This is a genomic window from Pantoea sp. SORGH_AS_0659 (assembly GCF_031453915.1).
In the GTDB taxonomy this organism is placed as follows: domain Bacteria; phylum Pseudomonadota; class Gammaproteobacteria; order Enterobacterales; family Enterobacteriaceae; genus Pantoea; species Pantoea leporis.
On sequence record NZ_JAVJAK010000001.1, the window covers coordinates 3564615 to 3578829 of the forward strand.

General features: G+C 56.2%; 10 protein-coding genes. 9 read left to right on the forward strand and 1 reads right to left on the reverse strand.

What is annotated here, in order from left to right:
* Positions 1-38 precede the first annotated feature (38 nt).
* The 3 genes from polB (at position 39) to rluA (ending at position 6137) form a co-directional block, all read left to right on the forward strand.
* The gene (gene polB, locus Q3H59_RS16895) at positions 39-2399 is read left to right on the forward strand and encodes a DNA polymerase II (RefSeq protein ID WP_277974510.1); all 2361 of its coding nucleotides are present in this window, start codon (positions 39-41) and stop codon (positions 2397-2399) included.
* 152 nt (positions 2400-2551) lie between these two features.
* Positions 2552-5458: an RNA polymerase-associated protein RapA gene (gene rapA / locus Q3H59_RS16900; RefSeq protein ID WP_110867512.1), complete on the forward strand. Its 2907-nt coding sequence runs from the start codon at positions 2552-2554 to the stop codon at positions 5456-5458.
* Between the two features lie 19 nt (positions 5459-5477).
* A complete protein-coding gene (gene rluA, locus Q3H59_RS16905) occupies positions 5478-6137 on the forward strand; it encodes a bifunctional tRNA pseudouridine(32) synthase/23S rRNA pseudouridine(746) synthase RluA (protein ID WP_101762135.1) in 660 nt (219 codons plus the stop codon).
* Between the two features lie 220 nt (positions 6138-6357).
* Here the strand turns inward: rluA and djlA are convergent, their stop codons facing one another.
* Positions 6358-7170: a co-chaperone DjlA gene (djlA, locus tag Q3H59_RS16910; RefSeq protein WP_061718138.1), complete on the reverse strand. Its 813-nt coding sequence runs from the start codon at positions 7168-7170 to the stop codon at positions 6358-6360.
* A 182-nt stretch (positions 7171-7352) separates the two neighbouring features.
* Between djlA and lptD the strand changes: the two genes are divergently transcribed.
* Genes lptD through apaH form a run of 6 tightly spaced genes read left to right on the forward strand, consistent with a single transcriptional unit; the run spans position 7353 to position 14178 of the window.
* Complete coding sequence (gene lptD, locus Q3H59_RS16915; RefSeq protein ID WP_225608295.1) at positions 7353-9728, forward strand: LPS assembly protein LptD; 2376 nt, start codon at positions 7353-7355, stop codon at positions 9726-9728.
* 54 nt (positions 9729-9782) lie between these two features.
* On the forward strand, positions 9783-11078 hold the full coding sequence (gene surA, locus Q3H59_RS16920) for a peptidylprolyl isomerase SurA (RefSeq protein WP_101762137.1): 1296 nt from the start codon (positions 9783-9785) through the stop codon (positions 11076-11078).
* On the forward strand, positions 11068-12060 hold the full coding sequence (pdxA, locus tag Q3H59_RS16925) for a 4-hydroxythreonine-4-phosphate dehydrogenase PdxA (RefSeq protein ID WP_309835960.1): 993 nt from the start codon (positions 11068-11070) through the stop codon (positions 12058-12060). Before surA ends, pdxA begins: the two co-directional genes overlap by 11 nt.
* Positions 12053-12877 (forward strand): 16S rRNA (adenine(1518)-N(6)/adenine(1519)-N(6))-dimethyltransferase RsmA, encoded by an 825-nt coding sequence (gene rsmA, locus Q3H59_RS16930; RefSeq protein WP_008108647.1) that lies wholly within the window; start codon positions 12053-12055, stop codon positions 12875-12877. The genes pdxA and rsmA overlap by 8 nt, the downstream gene beginning before the upstream one ends.
* Before the next feature lie 4 nt (positions 12878-12881).
* Entirely contained in the window at positions 12882-13259 is a 378-nt protein-coding gene (apaG, locus tag Q3H59_RS16935) for a Co2+/Mg2+ efflux protein ApaG (protein WP_101762139.1), read from the forward strand.
* A gap of 49 nt (positions 13260-13308) precedes the next feature.
* Positions 13309-14178, forward strand: a complete 870-nt coding sequence (gene apaH / locus Q3H59_RS16940; protein WP_110867508.1) for a bis(5'-nucleosyl)-tetraphosphatase (symmetrical) ApaH — start codon at positions 13309-13311, stop codon at positions 14176-14178.
* The last annotated feature ends 37 nt before the right edge of the window (positions 14179-14215 follow it).

Here is a 14215-nt window from a genome sequence, read left to right on the forward strand (position 1 = left end):
CATGTTATACTCAATGCAATTCATTCTCTGGAGTTCACGTGACCGATCCGCGCGCAGGTTTTCTGCTTACCCGACATTGGCGAGATACGCCGACCGGCAGCGAAGTGGTGCTGTGGCTGGCCACCGACAGCGGCCCGCAGCGGCTGGTGCTGCCTGCCCAGGAATCCGTGGCGTTTGTGCCCGAGGAGTTTCGCACGCCAACCGAAGCGCTGATCCGCGACGAACGTCATACGCGCCTGCAAACGCTGGAGCTGAAGGATTTCCGCCGCCGCCCGGTGTTTGGCCTCTATTGCCGCAGCAATCGCCAGCTGCAAAATCTGGAAAAGCGCCTGCGTGAAAACGGCATTCCGGTCTATGAAGCGGATATTCGTCCACCCGAACGCTATTTGATGGAGCGCTTTATCACCGCGCCGGTGTGGTTTAGCGGTGAAATACGCGGTGACAGCGTGGTCAACGCGCGTCTGAAACCGCATCCTGATTATCGTCCGCAGCTGAAATGGGTATCGCTGGATATCGAAACCACGCAGCACGGTGAGCTCTACTGCATCGGGCTGGAAGGCTGCGGTCAGCGCCAGGTTTACATGCTCGGTCCGCCCAACGGCGATGCCAGCACGCTCGATTTTGAACTGATCTATGTTGATAGCCGCCCGCAGCTGCTTGAGCAGCTCAACGCATGGTTCGAGCGGCATGAACCGGATGTGATTATTGGCTGGAATGTAGTGCAGTTCGATCTACGCGTACTGCAGAAACACGCCGATCGCTACGGCATTCCGCTGCGTTTAGGGCGTCAGAAGCAGGCGCTGGAGTGGCGCGAGCACGGCTTCAAACCTGGTGTGTTCTTCGCGCAGGCAACGGGCCGCTTAATTATTGATGGTATCGACGCGCTCAAATCCGCGTTTTGGGATTTCCCGTCATTCAGCCTCGAAGCGGTCTCGCGCCAGCTGCTTGGTGAAGGCAAGGCCATCAATAATCCGTGGGATCGCATGGAAGAGATCAACTGGCGCTTTGCCAACGATAAACCGGCGCTGGCGAAATATAATCTCAAGGATTGTGAGCTGGTGACGCGCATTTTCCAGCACACCGCCATCATGCCGTTCCTGCTGGAACGCGCCACGGTAAATGGTTTAGCGGTGGATCGTCACGGCGGTTCGGTGGCGGCCTTTGGTCATCTCTATATCCCGCGCATGCACCGCGCCGGTTTCGTGGCGCCGAATCTCGGCGAAGTGGCGCCGGAAGCCAGCCCCGGCGGCTACGTGATGGATTCGCGGCCCGGCCTGTACGATTCGGTGCTGGTGCTGGATTACAAAAGCCTCTATCCCTCAATTATTCGCACCTTCCTTATCGATCCGGTGGGTTTGGTGGAAGGCCTGGCGCACCCGGATGACGCCGATTCCGTGCCCGGCTTCCGCAATGCGCGCTTTTCCCGTGAGACCCACTGTTTACCGGCAATTGTCGAGCAGATTTGGCAAGGGCGTGAAGCCGCCAAGCGCGACAATAACAAACCGCTGTCGCAGGCGCTGAAAATCATCATGAATGCTTTTTATGGCGTGCTCGGCACCAGCGCCTGCCGCTTCTTCGATCCGCGCCTCGCGTCATCCATCACCCTACGCGGCCACGCCATCATGCAGCAAACGCGCGAGCTGATTGAAGCGGAAGGCTTTGATGTGATTTACGGCGATACCGATTCCACCTTCGTCTGGCTGAAAGGCGCGCACAGTGAAGCGGAGGCGACGGCGATTGGTCGTCATCTCGCTGAACAGGTGAACGGCTGGTGGCGGCAGCATCTGCAATCGACTTATGGGCTGGAGAGCGCGCTGGAGCTGGAGTATGAAACGCACTTCAGCCGTTTCCTGATGCCTACCATTCGCGGCGCCGAACAGGGCAGCAAAAAGCGCTATGCCGGCATGATTCGCAACGAGGGCGGCGAGCGGCTGGTGTTTAAAGGCCTCGAATCAGTGCGCACCGACTGGACGCCGCTGGCGCAGCAGTTCCAGCAAAATCTGTATGGCCGTATTTTCCGTGGCGAGCCGTGGCAGGATTACATTCGCGAAACGGTGGCGCAGCTGCTGGCCGGTGAACTCGACGATCAGCTGGTGTATAAAAAACGCCTGCGGCGCGCGCTGAAAGATTACGAGCGCAATGTGCCGCCACATGTGCGCGCTGCGCGTCTCGCCGATGAGCAAAACCGCAAGCTGCAGCGCCCGCTGCAGTATCAAAACGGTGGCTCGATCCGCTATGTGATGGCCACGGCCGGACCGGAACCGCTCGAGGTGCGCAATACGCCCCTCGACTACGATCATTACGTCACCAAACAGCTGCAACCGGTGGCTGACGGCATTTTGCCGTTCGTCGGTGACGACTTTGCTACACTCATTACTGGGCAGCTGGGGCTTTTTTGACAGGTGACGAATGCCTTGCCATCCAGTACCATAGCGCCCTTCCTGATTCTCACCGCACTCACAATCTGACCAAACACCCGTTTGGCGGTTGGGTATTGCCTGAGTACAGGTGAACTTCTTTATGGCATGTCAGAGAGTCGAGCAAAAAATATATGGTTTTTACACTGGGTCAGCGCTGGATTAGTGATACGGAAAGTGAACTGGGATTGGGCACGGTGGTCGCGCTCGATACGCGCATGATCACCATGCTTTTTCCGGCAACCGGCGAAAACCGCCTGTATGCCCGAAACGATTCTCCGGTCACTCGTGTGATTTTCAATCCGGGTGACACCATCACCAGCCACGAAGGCTGGCAGATGACCGTCGATGAAGTCCGCAACGAAAACGATTTAATGACTTACATCGGCACACGTCTCGACACCGAAGAAGCGGGCGTCGTCATGCGCGAAGTGATGCTGGACAGCAAACTGGTGTTCAGCAAGCCGCAGGATCGCCTGTTCGCCGGTCAGCTCGACCGCATGGACCGCTTTGCGCTGCGTTTCCGCGCACGCAAATACCACAGCGAGCAATACCGCCTGCCGATCAGCGGCCTGCGCGGGATGCGCACCAATTTGATTCCGCATCAGCTGCACATCGCTCACGATGTCGGCCGTCGCCACGCGCCGCGCGTGCTGCTGGCAGATGAAGTGGGCTTGGGTAAAACCATTGAAGCCGGGATGATCATCCAGCAACAGCTGCTGGCCGGTCGTGCCGAGCGCGTGCTGATTGTGGTGCCGGAAACGCTGCAACATCAGTGGCTGGTGGAAATGTTGCGTCGCTTTAACCTGCGCTTTGCGCTGTTTGATGACGATCGCTACACCGAAGCGCAGCACGACAGCGACAATGCCTTTGAAACCGAGCAGCTGATTATCTGTTCGCTCGATTTTGTACGCCGTAACAAGCAGCGTCTTGAGCTGCTGGCCGATGCCGAGTGGGATCTGCTGGTGGTTGATGAAGCGCACCATCTGGCATGGAGCGAAGACGCACCGAGCCGCGAATATCAGGTTATTGAGCAGCTGGCAGAGAAAACCGCTGGCGTACTGCTGCTGACTGCCACGCCAGAACAGCTGGGCTTAGAGAGCCACTTTGCACGTCTGCGCCTGCTCGACCCGAATCGTTTCCACGATTTCGGCCAGTTTGTCGAAGAGCAGCAGCATTATCGTCCAGTAGCCGATGCGGTGAGCTCGCTGCTGGCCGACCACGCCATCAGCAAAGATGAGATGAACCTGATTAACGATCTGATCGGTGAACAGGATATCGAGCCGCTGCTGCAAGTGGCGAACAGCGATCGCGATGGCAAAGAAGACGCGCGTAAAGAGCTGGTCTCGATGCTAATGGATCGCCACGGCACCAGCCGCGTGCTGTTCCGTAACACCCGTAACGGCGTGAAAGGCTTCCCGAAACGCGAGCTGCACCAGATTCGTCTGCCGCTGCCCGCGCAGTATCAAACAGCGATTAAAGTCTCCGGCATCATGGGCACGCGCAAAAGCGCAGAAGAGCGCGCGCGTGACATGCTGTATCCCGAGCAGATTTATCAGGAATTTGAAGGCGATAGCGGCACATGGTGGAACTTCGATCCGCGCGTTGAGTGGCTGATGGGTTACCTCACCAGCAACCGCAAAGAGAAAGTGCTGGTGATCTGCGCCAAAGCCGCCACCGCGCTGCAGCTGGAGCAGGTGCTGCGTGAGCGCGAAGGCATCCGTGCCGCCGTGTTCCACGAAGGCCTATCGATTATCGAACGCGACCGCGCAGCGGCCTTCTTCGCCTCCGAAGAGGATGGCGCGCAGGTGTTGCTGTGTTCCGAAATCGGTTCTGAAGGCCGTAACTTCCAGTTCGCCAGCCGTTTGGTGATGTTCGATCTGCCGTTCAACCCGGATCTGCTGGAGCAGCGTATCGGTCGTCTCGATCGTATCGGCCAGATGCATGACATCCAGATTCTGGTGCCGTGGCTGGAAAAAACCGCGCAGGCGGTGCTGCTGCGCTGGTATCACGAAGGCTTGGATGCGTTCGAACACACCTGCCCAACTGGCCGCGCCATTTATGACAATGAGTACAATCAGCTGATTGAATATCTTGCTGCGCCGGAAAATCCGCAGGGACTCGATGAGTTCATCAGCGCAAGCCGTAAGCAGCACGATGCGCTGAAAGCACAGCTGGAACAGGGACGCGATCGCTTACTGGAACTGAACTCCAACGGCGGCGAAGCCGCTCAGGAGCTGGCAAATGCCATCGGCGAGCAGGACAACGATACCGATCTGGTTAACTTTGCGCTGAACCTGTTCGATATCGTCGGCATCAATCAGGAAGACCGCAGCGATAGCCTGATCGTGCTGACGCCGTCCGATCACATGCTGGTGCCTGATTTCCCTGGCCTGCCGGAAGAGGGTTGCACCGTGACCTTTAACCGTAACCAGGCGCTGTCGCGCGAAGATACCCAGTTTATTACCTGGGAACATCCGCTGATCCTCAACGGCCTCGACCTGATCCTTTCGGGCGATACCGGTAGCTGTGCGCTGTCACTGCTGAAGAACAAGGCGCTGCCGGTCGGGACGCTGCTGGTCGAGATGATCTATGTGGTTGAAGCGCAAGCGCCAAAAAGTCTGCAGCTCACCCGCTTCCTGCCGCCAACGCCGGTGCGTTTGCTGATGGATCGCGCCGGGAACAATTTGGCGGGCAAAGTGGAGTTTGAAAGCTTTAACCGTCAGCTGAATGCGGTGAATCGCCATACCGGCAGCAAGCTAGTGAATGCGGTGCAGCAAGACGTGCACGAGATTCTGACCCAGGCCGAAAAAGCGATCGTTCCGGAAGCGCAGGCGATTATCGCGGCAGCGAAAGTGGAAGCCGAAGAGAAACTCGGTGCTGAGCTGTCACGTCTCGAAGCGCTGCGCGCGGTTAACCCCAACATCCGTGATGACGAGGTTGAAGCGCTGGAGAGCAATCGCGAACAGGTGTTGGAAAGCCTGGGCGATGCAGGCTGGCGTCTCGATGCGCTACGTCTGATCGTGGTCACGCACCAATAATGTTCAGGACCGCGACATCATGCTGATGGAAGCTTACAACCCGCCGCTCGAACCCTGGCTGCATATTCTGTATCAGGACGAGCACATTATGGTGGTGAATAAACCGAGCGGGTTGCTGTCGGTGCCGGGCCGTCTCGAAGAGCACAAGGATAGCGTGATGACGCGCATCCAGCGTGATTTCCCACAGGCGGAATCGGTGCACCGTCTCGATATGGCTACCAGCGGCGTGATCGTCGTGGCCCTGAATAAAGCGGCTGAGCGTGAGCTCAAGCGCCAGTTCCGTGAGCGCGAGCCTTCTAAATACTATGTGGCGCGCGTGTGGGGCCATCCGGCGGCAGAAGAGGGTTTGATCGATCTGCCGCTGATTTGCGACTGGCCGAATCGGCCGAAGCAGATGGTGTGTTTCGAAAACGGCAAAGCGGCGCAGACCGAGTATCAGGTGCTGGAGTATGAAGCCACGAACAGTGCGCGCGTCAAGCTTAAGCCAATTACCGGACGCTCACACCAGCTGCGTGTGCATCTGCTGGCGCTGGGGCATCCGATTCTTGGCGACCGCTTTTATGCACATGATGAGGCGCTGGCGATGGCGTCGCGTTTGCAGTTGCATGCGGAGTCGCTGACGATCACCCATCCGGCGTTTGGCAATAGCATGACGTTCAGGCAGCCGGCGGGATTTTAGTTTAGGAGATGCTGCCCCTCCTCGGTCCGTGCTTGCAGTCCCCCTCCTCGTTCCGTGCTTGCTGCCCCCCACCTCGGTCCGTGCTTGCAGTCCCCCTCCTCGGTCCTCCCCCATGGATGGGGGAGGAAGATGCTGCCACATTTCAGTAATTAAGCTGCATGGGGCAGTATCTCCTTCCCCCGCTTGCGGGGGAAGGCCGGGATGGGGGACAGCAATAAAATTATTTAAACCCCTTCTCCTTACGAATCAGATCGTAAGCCGCCTGAATCTCCTGCGCTTTCTGCTTCGCCATCTCCATCATTTCCGGCGGTAAACCTTTCGCCACCAGCTTGTCAGGATGATGTTCGCTCATCAGCTTACGGTAGGCGCGCTTGATGGTGGTGCCATCATCGCTGCTTTTCACGCCCAGCACGCTGCAGGCATCTTCCAGCGTAGGACCGCGTTGCGCCTGCTGATAGGCGCCGCCGCGGGAAGAACCGCCGCCACCAAACTGCTGACCGCCTTCCATCATGCGCAGGAACTGATCGAACTGTGCGCGAGAAATACCCAGCTCTTCGGCAATCACATACAGCACCTGACGTTCGTTGGGATGCAGTGAACCATCGGCGAAGGCGGCCTGGATTTGGATTTCCAGAAACATCCGAATCAGATCAAACCGGCCAAAGCAGGCGCTGCGGAGCTCGCGCAGTTTACTGCGCAGCGGATAGTCGCTCTGTTTACCTTCACGGAACGCACGCTGCGCGGCAGTGCGCGCATCGCCATGCAGCTGCATGCGATCCATAAATAAGGAAGCAATCTGGATATCCGCTTCGGTGACGCGCCCTTTTGATTTGGTCAAATGGCCCATCACCTGGAATGTGGTACTGAAAAACAGCGTCTGACGCGCCTGGTTATTGGCGAAATAGCCCTGTCCTTTTACGCTGCGCACTTTGTCAAACATGTGACCAATGATCAGACCCAGTACAATGCCCCAAAAGCCTGCCCCGGAAAATATCCCGAGCGCCAGACCAATTACTTTTCCCCAGTAGCGCATAAACTCCTCAATTCGCCATGCTTGCGGCTGAAAATTGCATTATCATACCTGTCATTTATCTCAGCGCCTAACGGCAACGCGGACAGACAAGGATTAACACTGGCGCAACGCCGGGCAGTAAGTTAGTCTCTGACCGGATTGTCGGCATGATGCCAGTTTTCATGGAATTATCGAAACCGCGTATGAAAAAACGTATACCTACCTTGCTGGCTACCATGATTGGTGCAGCGCTTTATAGCCAGTCATCACTCGCCGACGATCTGATGTCGCAGTGCATGCTGGGCGTGCCGAGTTACAACCGCCCGCTGGTCAATGGCGACACCAACTCGCTGCCGGTCACCATCCATTCTGATTCCGCCAAAGGCAACTATCCGGATGATGCGGTGTTCACCGGTAACGTCGACGTGCAGCAAGGCAATAGCCGCCTGCGTTCCGACGAGGTGCAGCTGCATCAACGTCAGCAGGAAGGACAAACCACGCCGGTTCGTACCGTGGATGCGCTGGGTAATGTGCACTATGACGACAATCAGGTCATCCTCAAAGGTCCGAAAGCCTGGTCAAATCTGAACACTAAAGACACCAACGTGTGGAACGGTGATTATCAGATGGTTGGCCGTCAGGGCCGCGGCGATGCCGATCAGATGAAACTGCGTGGTAACAATCGCTACACCATTCTGGAAAACGGCAGCTTTACCTCTTGTTTGCCGGGTTCCAACAGCTGGAGCGTGGTCGGTTCCGAAGTGATTCAGGACCGCGAAGAAGAAGTCGCGGAAATCTGGAACGCCCGCTTTAAGCTCGGCAATGTGCCGGTATTCTACAGCCCTTATTTACAGCTACCGATTGGCGATCGCCGCCGCTCCGGTTTCCTGATCCCGAATGCGAAATACGGCAGTAATAACGGCTTCGAATTCATGCTGCCGTATTACTGGAACATCGCGCCGCAGGCCGATGCCACCATCACGCCGCACTATATGGAAAAACGCGGTCTGCAGCTGCAGAACGAATTCCGCTATTTGACGGTGTTTGGCGCAGGCTTGATGGAGCTGGATTATCTGCAGTCAGATAAGCAGTACGACAGCGATAAATCGTCTCGCCCTTCAGTCCAAAACGATACAAATGACGATCGCTGGTTGTTCTATTGGCAACACGCCGGCGTTTACGATCAGCATTGGCGCTTTAATGCTAATTACACCAAAGTTAGCGATCCGTATTATTTCAACGATTTGGAGTCCAAGTACTACAGCTCCACCGACGGTTATGCTACGCAAAAGTTTAGCTTTGGTTACGCCGACACTAATTGGGACGCGACACTTTCATCTAAAGATTTCCAGGTATTCGGTCAGACGAGCAACAGCAGAGTCTATCGCGCGCAGCCACAGCTCGATTTGAATTTCTATCAGAACGATATTGGACCGTTCGATGGCCGAATTTATGCTCAAGCGGTTAAGTTCACAAGTGTGAGCAGTAACATGCCCGAAGCAACGCGTTTGCATGTGGAACCTACACTGAATCTGCCATTGTCTAACGGCTGGGCAAGCCTTGACACCGAAGCAAAGTTCCTTGCTACTCACTATCAACAAGAAAATCTTGATAGCTATAACAGCAACCCTGGCGCTTATAACTCAAGCGGCCGCCTTGATGGTTCCGTCAACCGCACGCTGCCTCAGTTCAAAGTGGATGGTCGCCTGGTGTTTGATCGCGATATGGACTGGGAACCAGGCTATACACAAACGCTGGAACCGCGTGTTCAGTACCTTTATGTCCCCTATCGTAACCAGAGCAATATCTATCCGTACGACTCGACGTTGCTGCAAACCGACTACACCGGCCTGTTCCGCGATCGTACCTACAGCGGCCTGGATCGCATCGCTTCAGCAAATGAAGTGGCGACCGGCGTAACCACGCGTATTTATGATAACGATCTGGTTGAACGTTTTAACGTTTCTGTGGGTCAAATCTACTCGTTTACCCCGTCTCGTACCGGCGTAAACCAGACGAACAAAGAAGATGACACCGGCAGCCTGGTTTGGGCCGGCGACACGTACTGGAAAATCAGCGATCGCTGGGGCGCGCGTGGCGGTCTGCAATATGACACTCGCCTCGATAACGTCGCGCAGGGCAATGCGGTAGTTGAGTATCGTCAGGATGCCGATCGTATGGTGCAGCTGAGCTATCGCTACAGCAGCCCGGAATATGTGGCGCAGGCGCTGAATAACTCCAACCTGGTGACTGACCCGATCTACAAAAACGGGATTTCACAGGTGGGGGCGACAGCCAGCTGGCCGATTGCGGATGCCTGGTCACTGGTGGGCGGTTATTACTACGATACCCGCAACAGTCGTCCGGCTGAACAGCTAGTCGGCCTGCAGTACAGCTCGTGCTGCTATGCCATTCGTCTGGGTTACGAACGCAAGATCAACGGTTGGGAAAACAACGACAGTAAGTATGACAACCAAATCTCATTCAACATTGAGCTGCGTGGTCTGAGTTCTAACTATGGCTTAGGCACCAACGAAATGCTGCGTCAGGGCATCATCCCTTACCAGCGCGCTTTCTGATGTTGTGATGTTTGACAGGCTCTCCCGCAGTGCGGAAACAACAATGGATAAAGTATGAAGAACTGGAGAATGCTGATTCTTGGTGTAGCGATTACCGCTAACACTGCGTTCGCAGCCCCACAAGTGGTTGATAAAGTTGCCGCAGTCGTGAACAACGGCGTGGTACTGGAAAGTGACGTTGATAACATGATGCGCACCGTGAAATCACAGGCGCAGCAGGCAAACCAGCAACTCCCTGATGACAAAACCTTGCGTCATCAGATCCTTGAACGCCAGGTCATGGATGCCATCATTCTGCAAATGGGTGAAAGAGCGGGCGTGCAGATTACCGATCAGCAGCTGGATCAGGCAATTCAGAACATTGCCGCCCAAAACCGCATGAGCCTCGATCAGCTGCGCAGCCGTCTGGCCTACGACGGCATGAACTACAACGATTACCGTGCGCAGATCCGCAAAGAGATGCTGATTTCAGAAGTGCGTAACAACGAAGTGCGTCGCCGCGTCACTATCCTGCCGCAGGAAGTGGATACGCTGGCTACGCAGGTGGGTGCGCAGAACACGCAAGGTACTGAGCTTAACATCAGCCAGATTCTGCTGCCGCTGTCAGAAAACCCGACGCAGCAGCAGGTTGACGACCAGGAAACGCTGGCGCGCCAACTGGTTGCTCAGCTGAAAGGCGGTGCTGACTTCGGCAAGCTGGCCGTGACTTACTCAGCCGATCCGCAGGCGCTGAAAGGCGGCAACATGGGTTGGGGCAAAATCGAAGAGCTGCCAACGCTGTTCTCGCAGGCGCTGAGCACCGCGAAGAAAGGCGACATCGTCGGTCCAATCCGTTCAGGTGTTGGTTTCCACATCCTGAAGGTGAACGACCTGCGTGGCGAAAGCAAAAGCATCTCTGTGACTGAGGTGCATGCGCGTCACATTCTGCTGAAGCCGTCACCGATCCTGACCGACGCTCAGGCGCAGGCCAAAATCGAACAGATCGCAGCGGATATTAAAAGTGGTAAAACCACCTTCGCCGCAGCGGCCAAACAGTTCTCCGACGATCCGGGTTCGGCTAACCAGGGCGGCGATCTCGGCTGGGCATCTCCAGAGATTTACGATCCGGCATTCCGCGATGCATTGCTGAAGTTGCAGAAAGGCCAGGTCAGCCAGCCGGTTCACTCCTCATTTGGCTGGCACTTGATTCAGTTGCTGGATACGCGTCAGGTTGATAAGACCGATGCCGCGCAGAAAGAGCGCGCCTATCGCATGCTGTTCAACCGTAAATTCGCGGAAGAAGCGCAAACCTGGATGCAGGAACAGCGCGCCAGTGCTTACGTGAAAATTCTGGATAACAATGGTCAGTAATTATCGTGTGGTGATCACGCCCGGCGAACCCGCCGGGATTGGTCCCGACCTCACCCTGCAACTGGCGCAGCAAAACTGGCCGGTTGAATTGGTGGTCTGCTGCGACGGCGAGCTTTTGCGCCGTCGCGCTGCTTTATTGGGTTTGCCGCTGACGCTGCGTGACTATCAACCTGGCGTTGCGGCACAACCGCAGCAGGCCGGCACGCTTACGCTGCTGCAGGTCGATACCGCTCAGCCAGTGACCGCCGGAGAACTCTGCGTCGCAAACAGTCACTACGTGCTGGAAACCCTGATGCGCGCCTGTGACGGTTGTCTGAACGGCGAATTTGCCGCGCTGATTACCGGTCCGGTGCACAAAGGCGTGATCAACGATGCGGATATTCCGTTTACCGGTCATACCGAGTTTTTTGCCGATCGCGCCGGTGGCGATGTAGTGGTGATGATGCTGGCAACAGAAGAGTTGCGTGTGGCATTGGCTACCACACATCTGCCGCTGAAAGATGTTTCTGCCGCAATTACCCGCGACACGCTGCATGAAGTGATCACCATTCTGCATCGGGATCTGCAGCAGAAGTTTGGTTTACCGCATCCTCATATTTTCGTCTGCGGCCTTAATCCGCATGCCGGCGAGAGCGGCCATATGGGCCGCGAAGAGATTGATACCATCATTCCGGCCCTCAACGAACTGCGCCAGCAAGGCATCCAACTTACCGGACCTCTGCCAGCCGATACGCTGTTCCAGCCGAAATACCTGCAACATGCCGATGCGGTTCTGGCGATGTATCACGACCAGGGCTTGCCGGTGCTAAAATTTCAGGGGTTTGGCCGCGCGGTGAATATCACACTTGGCCTGCCCTTTATCCGGACTTCTGTCGATCACGGCACCGCGCTTGAATTAGCCGGTCTCGGTCAGGCAGAACCGGGCAGCTTTATCACGGCGCTTAATCTCGCCATCACTATGATCAAGAGCAGTAATGAATAATCGCGTCCATCAGGGGCATTACGCCCGTAAACGTTTCGGGCAGAACTTCCTGAACGATCAGTACATTATCGATAGCATTGTCTCCGCCATTCACCCGCAAAAAGGTGAAGCTATCGTGGAAATCGGCCCCGGCTTGGGTGCATTAACCGAGCCGGTAGGCGAACGTCTGGATGAGCTGACCGTGGTCGAGCTGGACCGCGACCTTGCTGCGCGTCTGCAAACGCACCCGTTCCTCGGTCCTAAGCTGACCATTTTCCAGCAGGATGCGATGACCTTTGATTTCTCTGCGCTGGCGCAAGAGAAAGGTCAGCCGCTGCGCGTGTTCGGCAACCTGCCATACAACATCTCGACGCCGCTGATGTTCCACCTTTTCAGCTATACTGGTTCGATTAAAGATATGCACTTCATGCTGCAGAAAGAAGTGGTGAATCGTTTAGTCGCCGGTCCGGGCAGCAAAGCTTACGGTCGTTTGAGCGTGATGGCGCAGTACTATTGCCAGGTTATTCCTGTGCTCGAAGTGCCACCAGAATCCTTCACGCCGGCACCGAAAGTGGAATCGGCCGTGGTGCGTTTAGTGCCGTACATGCAGCCACAGTATCCGGTCAGCGATATTCGTCTGCTGAGCCGTATCACCACTGAAGCCTTTGGTAAACGCCGTAAAACGCTGCGCAACAGCCTGGCTCATATGTTTGCGGCTGGTGCGCTGGATCAATTAGAAATCGATGCCTCGCTGCGTGCAGAGAACGTCTCTGTGGCGCAATATTGCCAACTGGCAAACTGGTTGAGCAAGCATCAGGCTGAAACTCCGGAGAGTTGAGTGCATGAGTGATTTGGCCCGCGTCTGTATCCATGTGCATAGTCAGTATGTGGAGTCGCAATCCTTGCCCGACGAGGATCGCTACGTGTTTGCCTACACCATCACCATTCGCAATTTGGGGCGCAGCAACGTCCAGCTGCGTAGCCGCTATTGGCTGATCACCAACGGCAACGGTCGCGAGACTGAAGTGCAAGGTGAAGGCGTGGTCGGCGAACAGCCGCACATTGCGGCCGGCGGCGAGTATCAGTACACCAGCGGCGCGATTCTGGAGACGCCGATGGGCACCATGCAAGGCCACTATGTGATGATCGACGATGCGGGCGAAGAGTTCCACGTCGAGATTCCGGTGTTCCGACTCGCGGTGCAAACCCACATTCACTAATCCTCCTCCGCCCGGCCCGTCCGGGCGGCGCGTTTTAATCGGACTGACAATGAGTACATACCTGATTGGCGATGTTCATGGCTGTTATGACGAGCTTCGTGCGCTGTTGGCGCAGGTTGACTTCGATCCGCAGCAGGACACCTTATGGCTTACCGGCGATTTGGTGGCGCGCGGCCCCGGTTCGCTCGATGTGCTGCGCTATGTAAAATCGCTGGGAAATTGCGTGCGCCTGGTGCTGGGTAATCACGACCTGCATTTGCTGGCGGTGTATGCCGGTATCAGCCGTAACAAGCCGAAAGATCGCCTGACGCCGCTGCTGGAAGCCGATGATGCCGATGAGTTGATTAACTGGTTACGTCGTCAGCCACTGTTGCAGGTAGATGAAGAGAAGAAGCTGTTGATGGCGCATGCGGGCATTACGCCGCAATGGGATTTAGAGACGGCGCAGCTGTGCGCGCGTGAAGTGGAAGCGGTGCTCTCCAGCGACAGCTATCCGCTGTTTCTGGATGCGATGTATGGCGACATGCCAAACAACTGGACGCCGGAACTCAGCGGTCTGGCGCGACTGCGCTTTAGCACTAATGCGCTGACGCGCATGCGCTTCTGCTTCCCGAACGGCCAGCTGGATATGATCTGCAAAGAGTCGCCTGAATCAGCGCCGCCGCCGCTCAAGCCGTGGTTTAAGGTGCCGGGCAAAATCGACAGCGACTATACGCAGATCTTTGGTCACTGGGCATCGCTGGAAGGTAAAGGCACACCGGAACATGTGATTGGTCTGGATACCGGCTGCTGCTGGGGTGGAACATTGACGCTGCTGCATTGGGAAACCAAACAGTATTACGTACAGGCATCCAATCGCGAACAGGCAATGGCCGAAAGCGCGGTGAGTGCGCATCCACCGTTAAGTGATACGCCGTAAATAAAAAACCCCGCATAAGCGGGGTTTTTTATGGGTC

Excerpts from the sequence above, each read along its gene's own strand:
- pdxA (WP_309835960.1), top strand. The coding sequence starts at position 11,068 with ATGGTCAGTAATTATCGTGTGGTGATCACGCCCGGCGAACCCGCCGGG.
- djlA (WP_061718138.1), bottom strand. The coding sequence starts at position 7,170 with ATGCGCTACTGGGGAAAAGTAATTGGTCTGGCGCTCGGGATATTTTCC.
- apaH (WP_110867508.1), top strand. The coding sequence starts at position 13,309 with ATGAGTACATACCTGATTGGCGATGTTCATGGCTGTTATGACGAGCTT.
- rapA (WP_110867512.1), top strand. The coding sequence starts at position 2,552 with ATGGTTTTTACACTGGGTCAGCGCTGGATTAGTGATACGGAAAGTGAA.
- rluA (WP_101762135.1), top strand. The coding sequence starts at position 5,478 with ATGCTGATGGAAGCTTACAACCCGCCGCTCGAACCCTGGCTGCATATT.
- lptD (WP_225608295.1), top strand. The coding sequence starts at position 7,353 with ATGAAAAAACGTATACCTACCTTGCTGGCTACCATGATTGGTGCAGCG.
- rsmA (WP_008108647.1), top strand. The coding sequence starts at position 12,053 with ATGAATAATCGCGTCCATCAGGGGCATTACGCCCGTAAACGTTTCGGG.
- apaG (WP_101762139.1), top strand. The coding sequence starts at position 12,882 with ATGAGTGATTTGGCCCGCGTCTGTATCCATGTGCATAGTCAGTATGTG.
- surA (WP_101762137.1), top strand. The coding sequence starts at position 9,783 with ATGAAGAACTGGAGAATGCTGATTCTTGGTGTAGCGATTACCGCTAAC.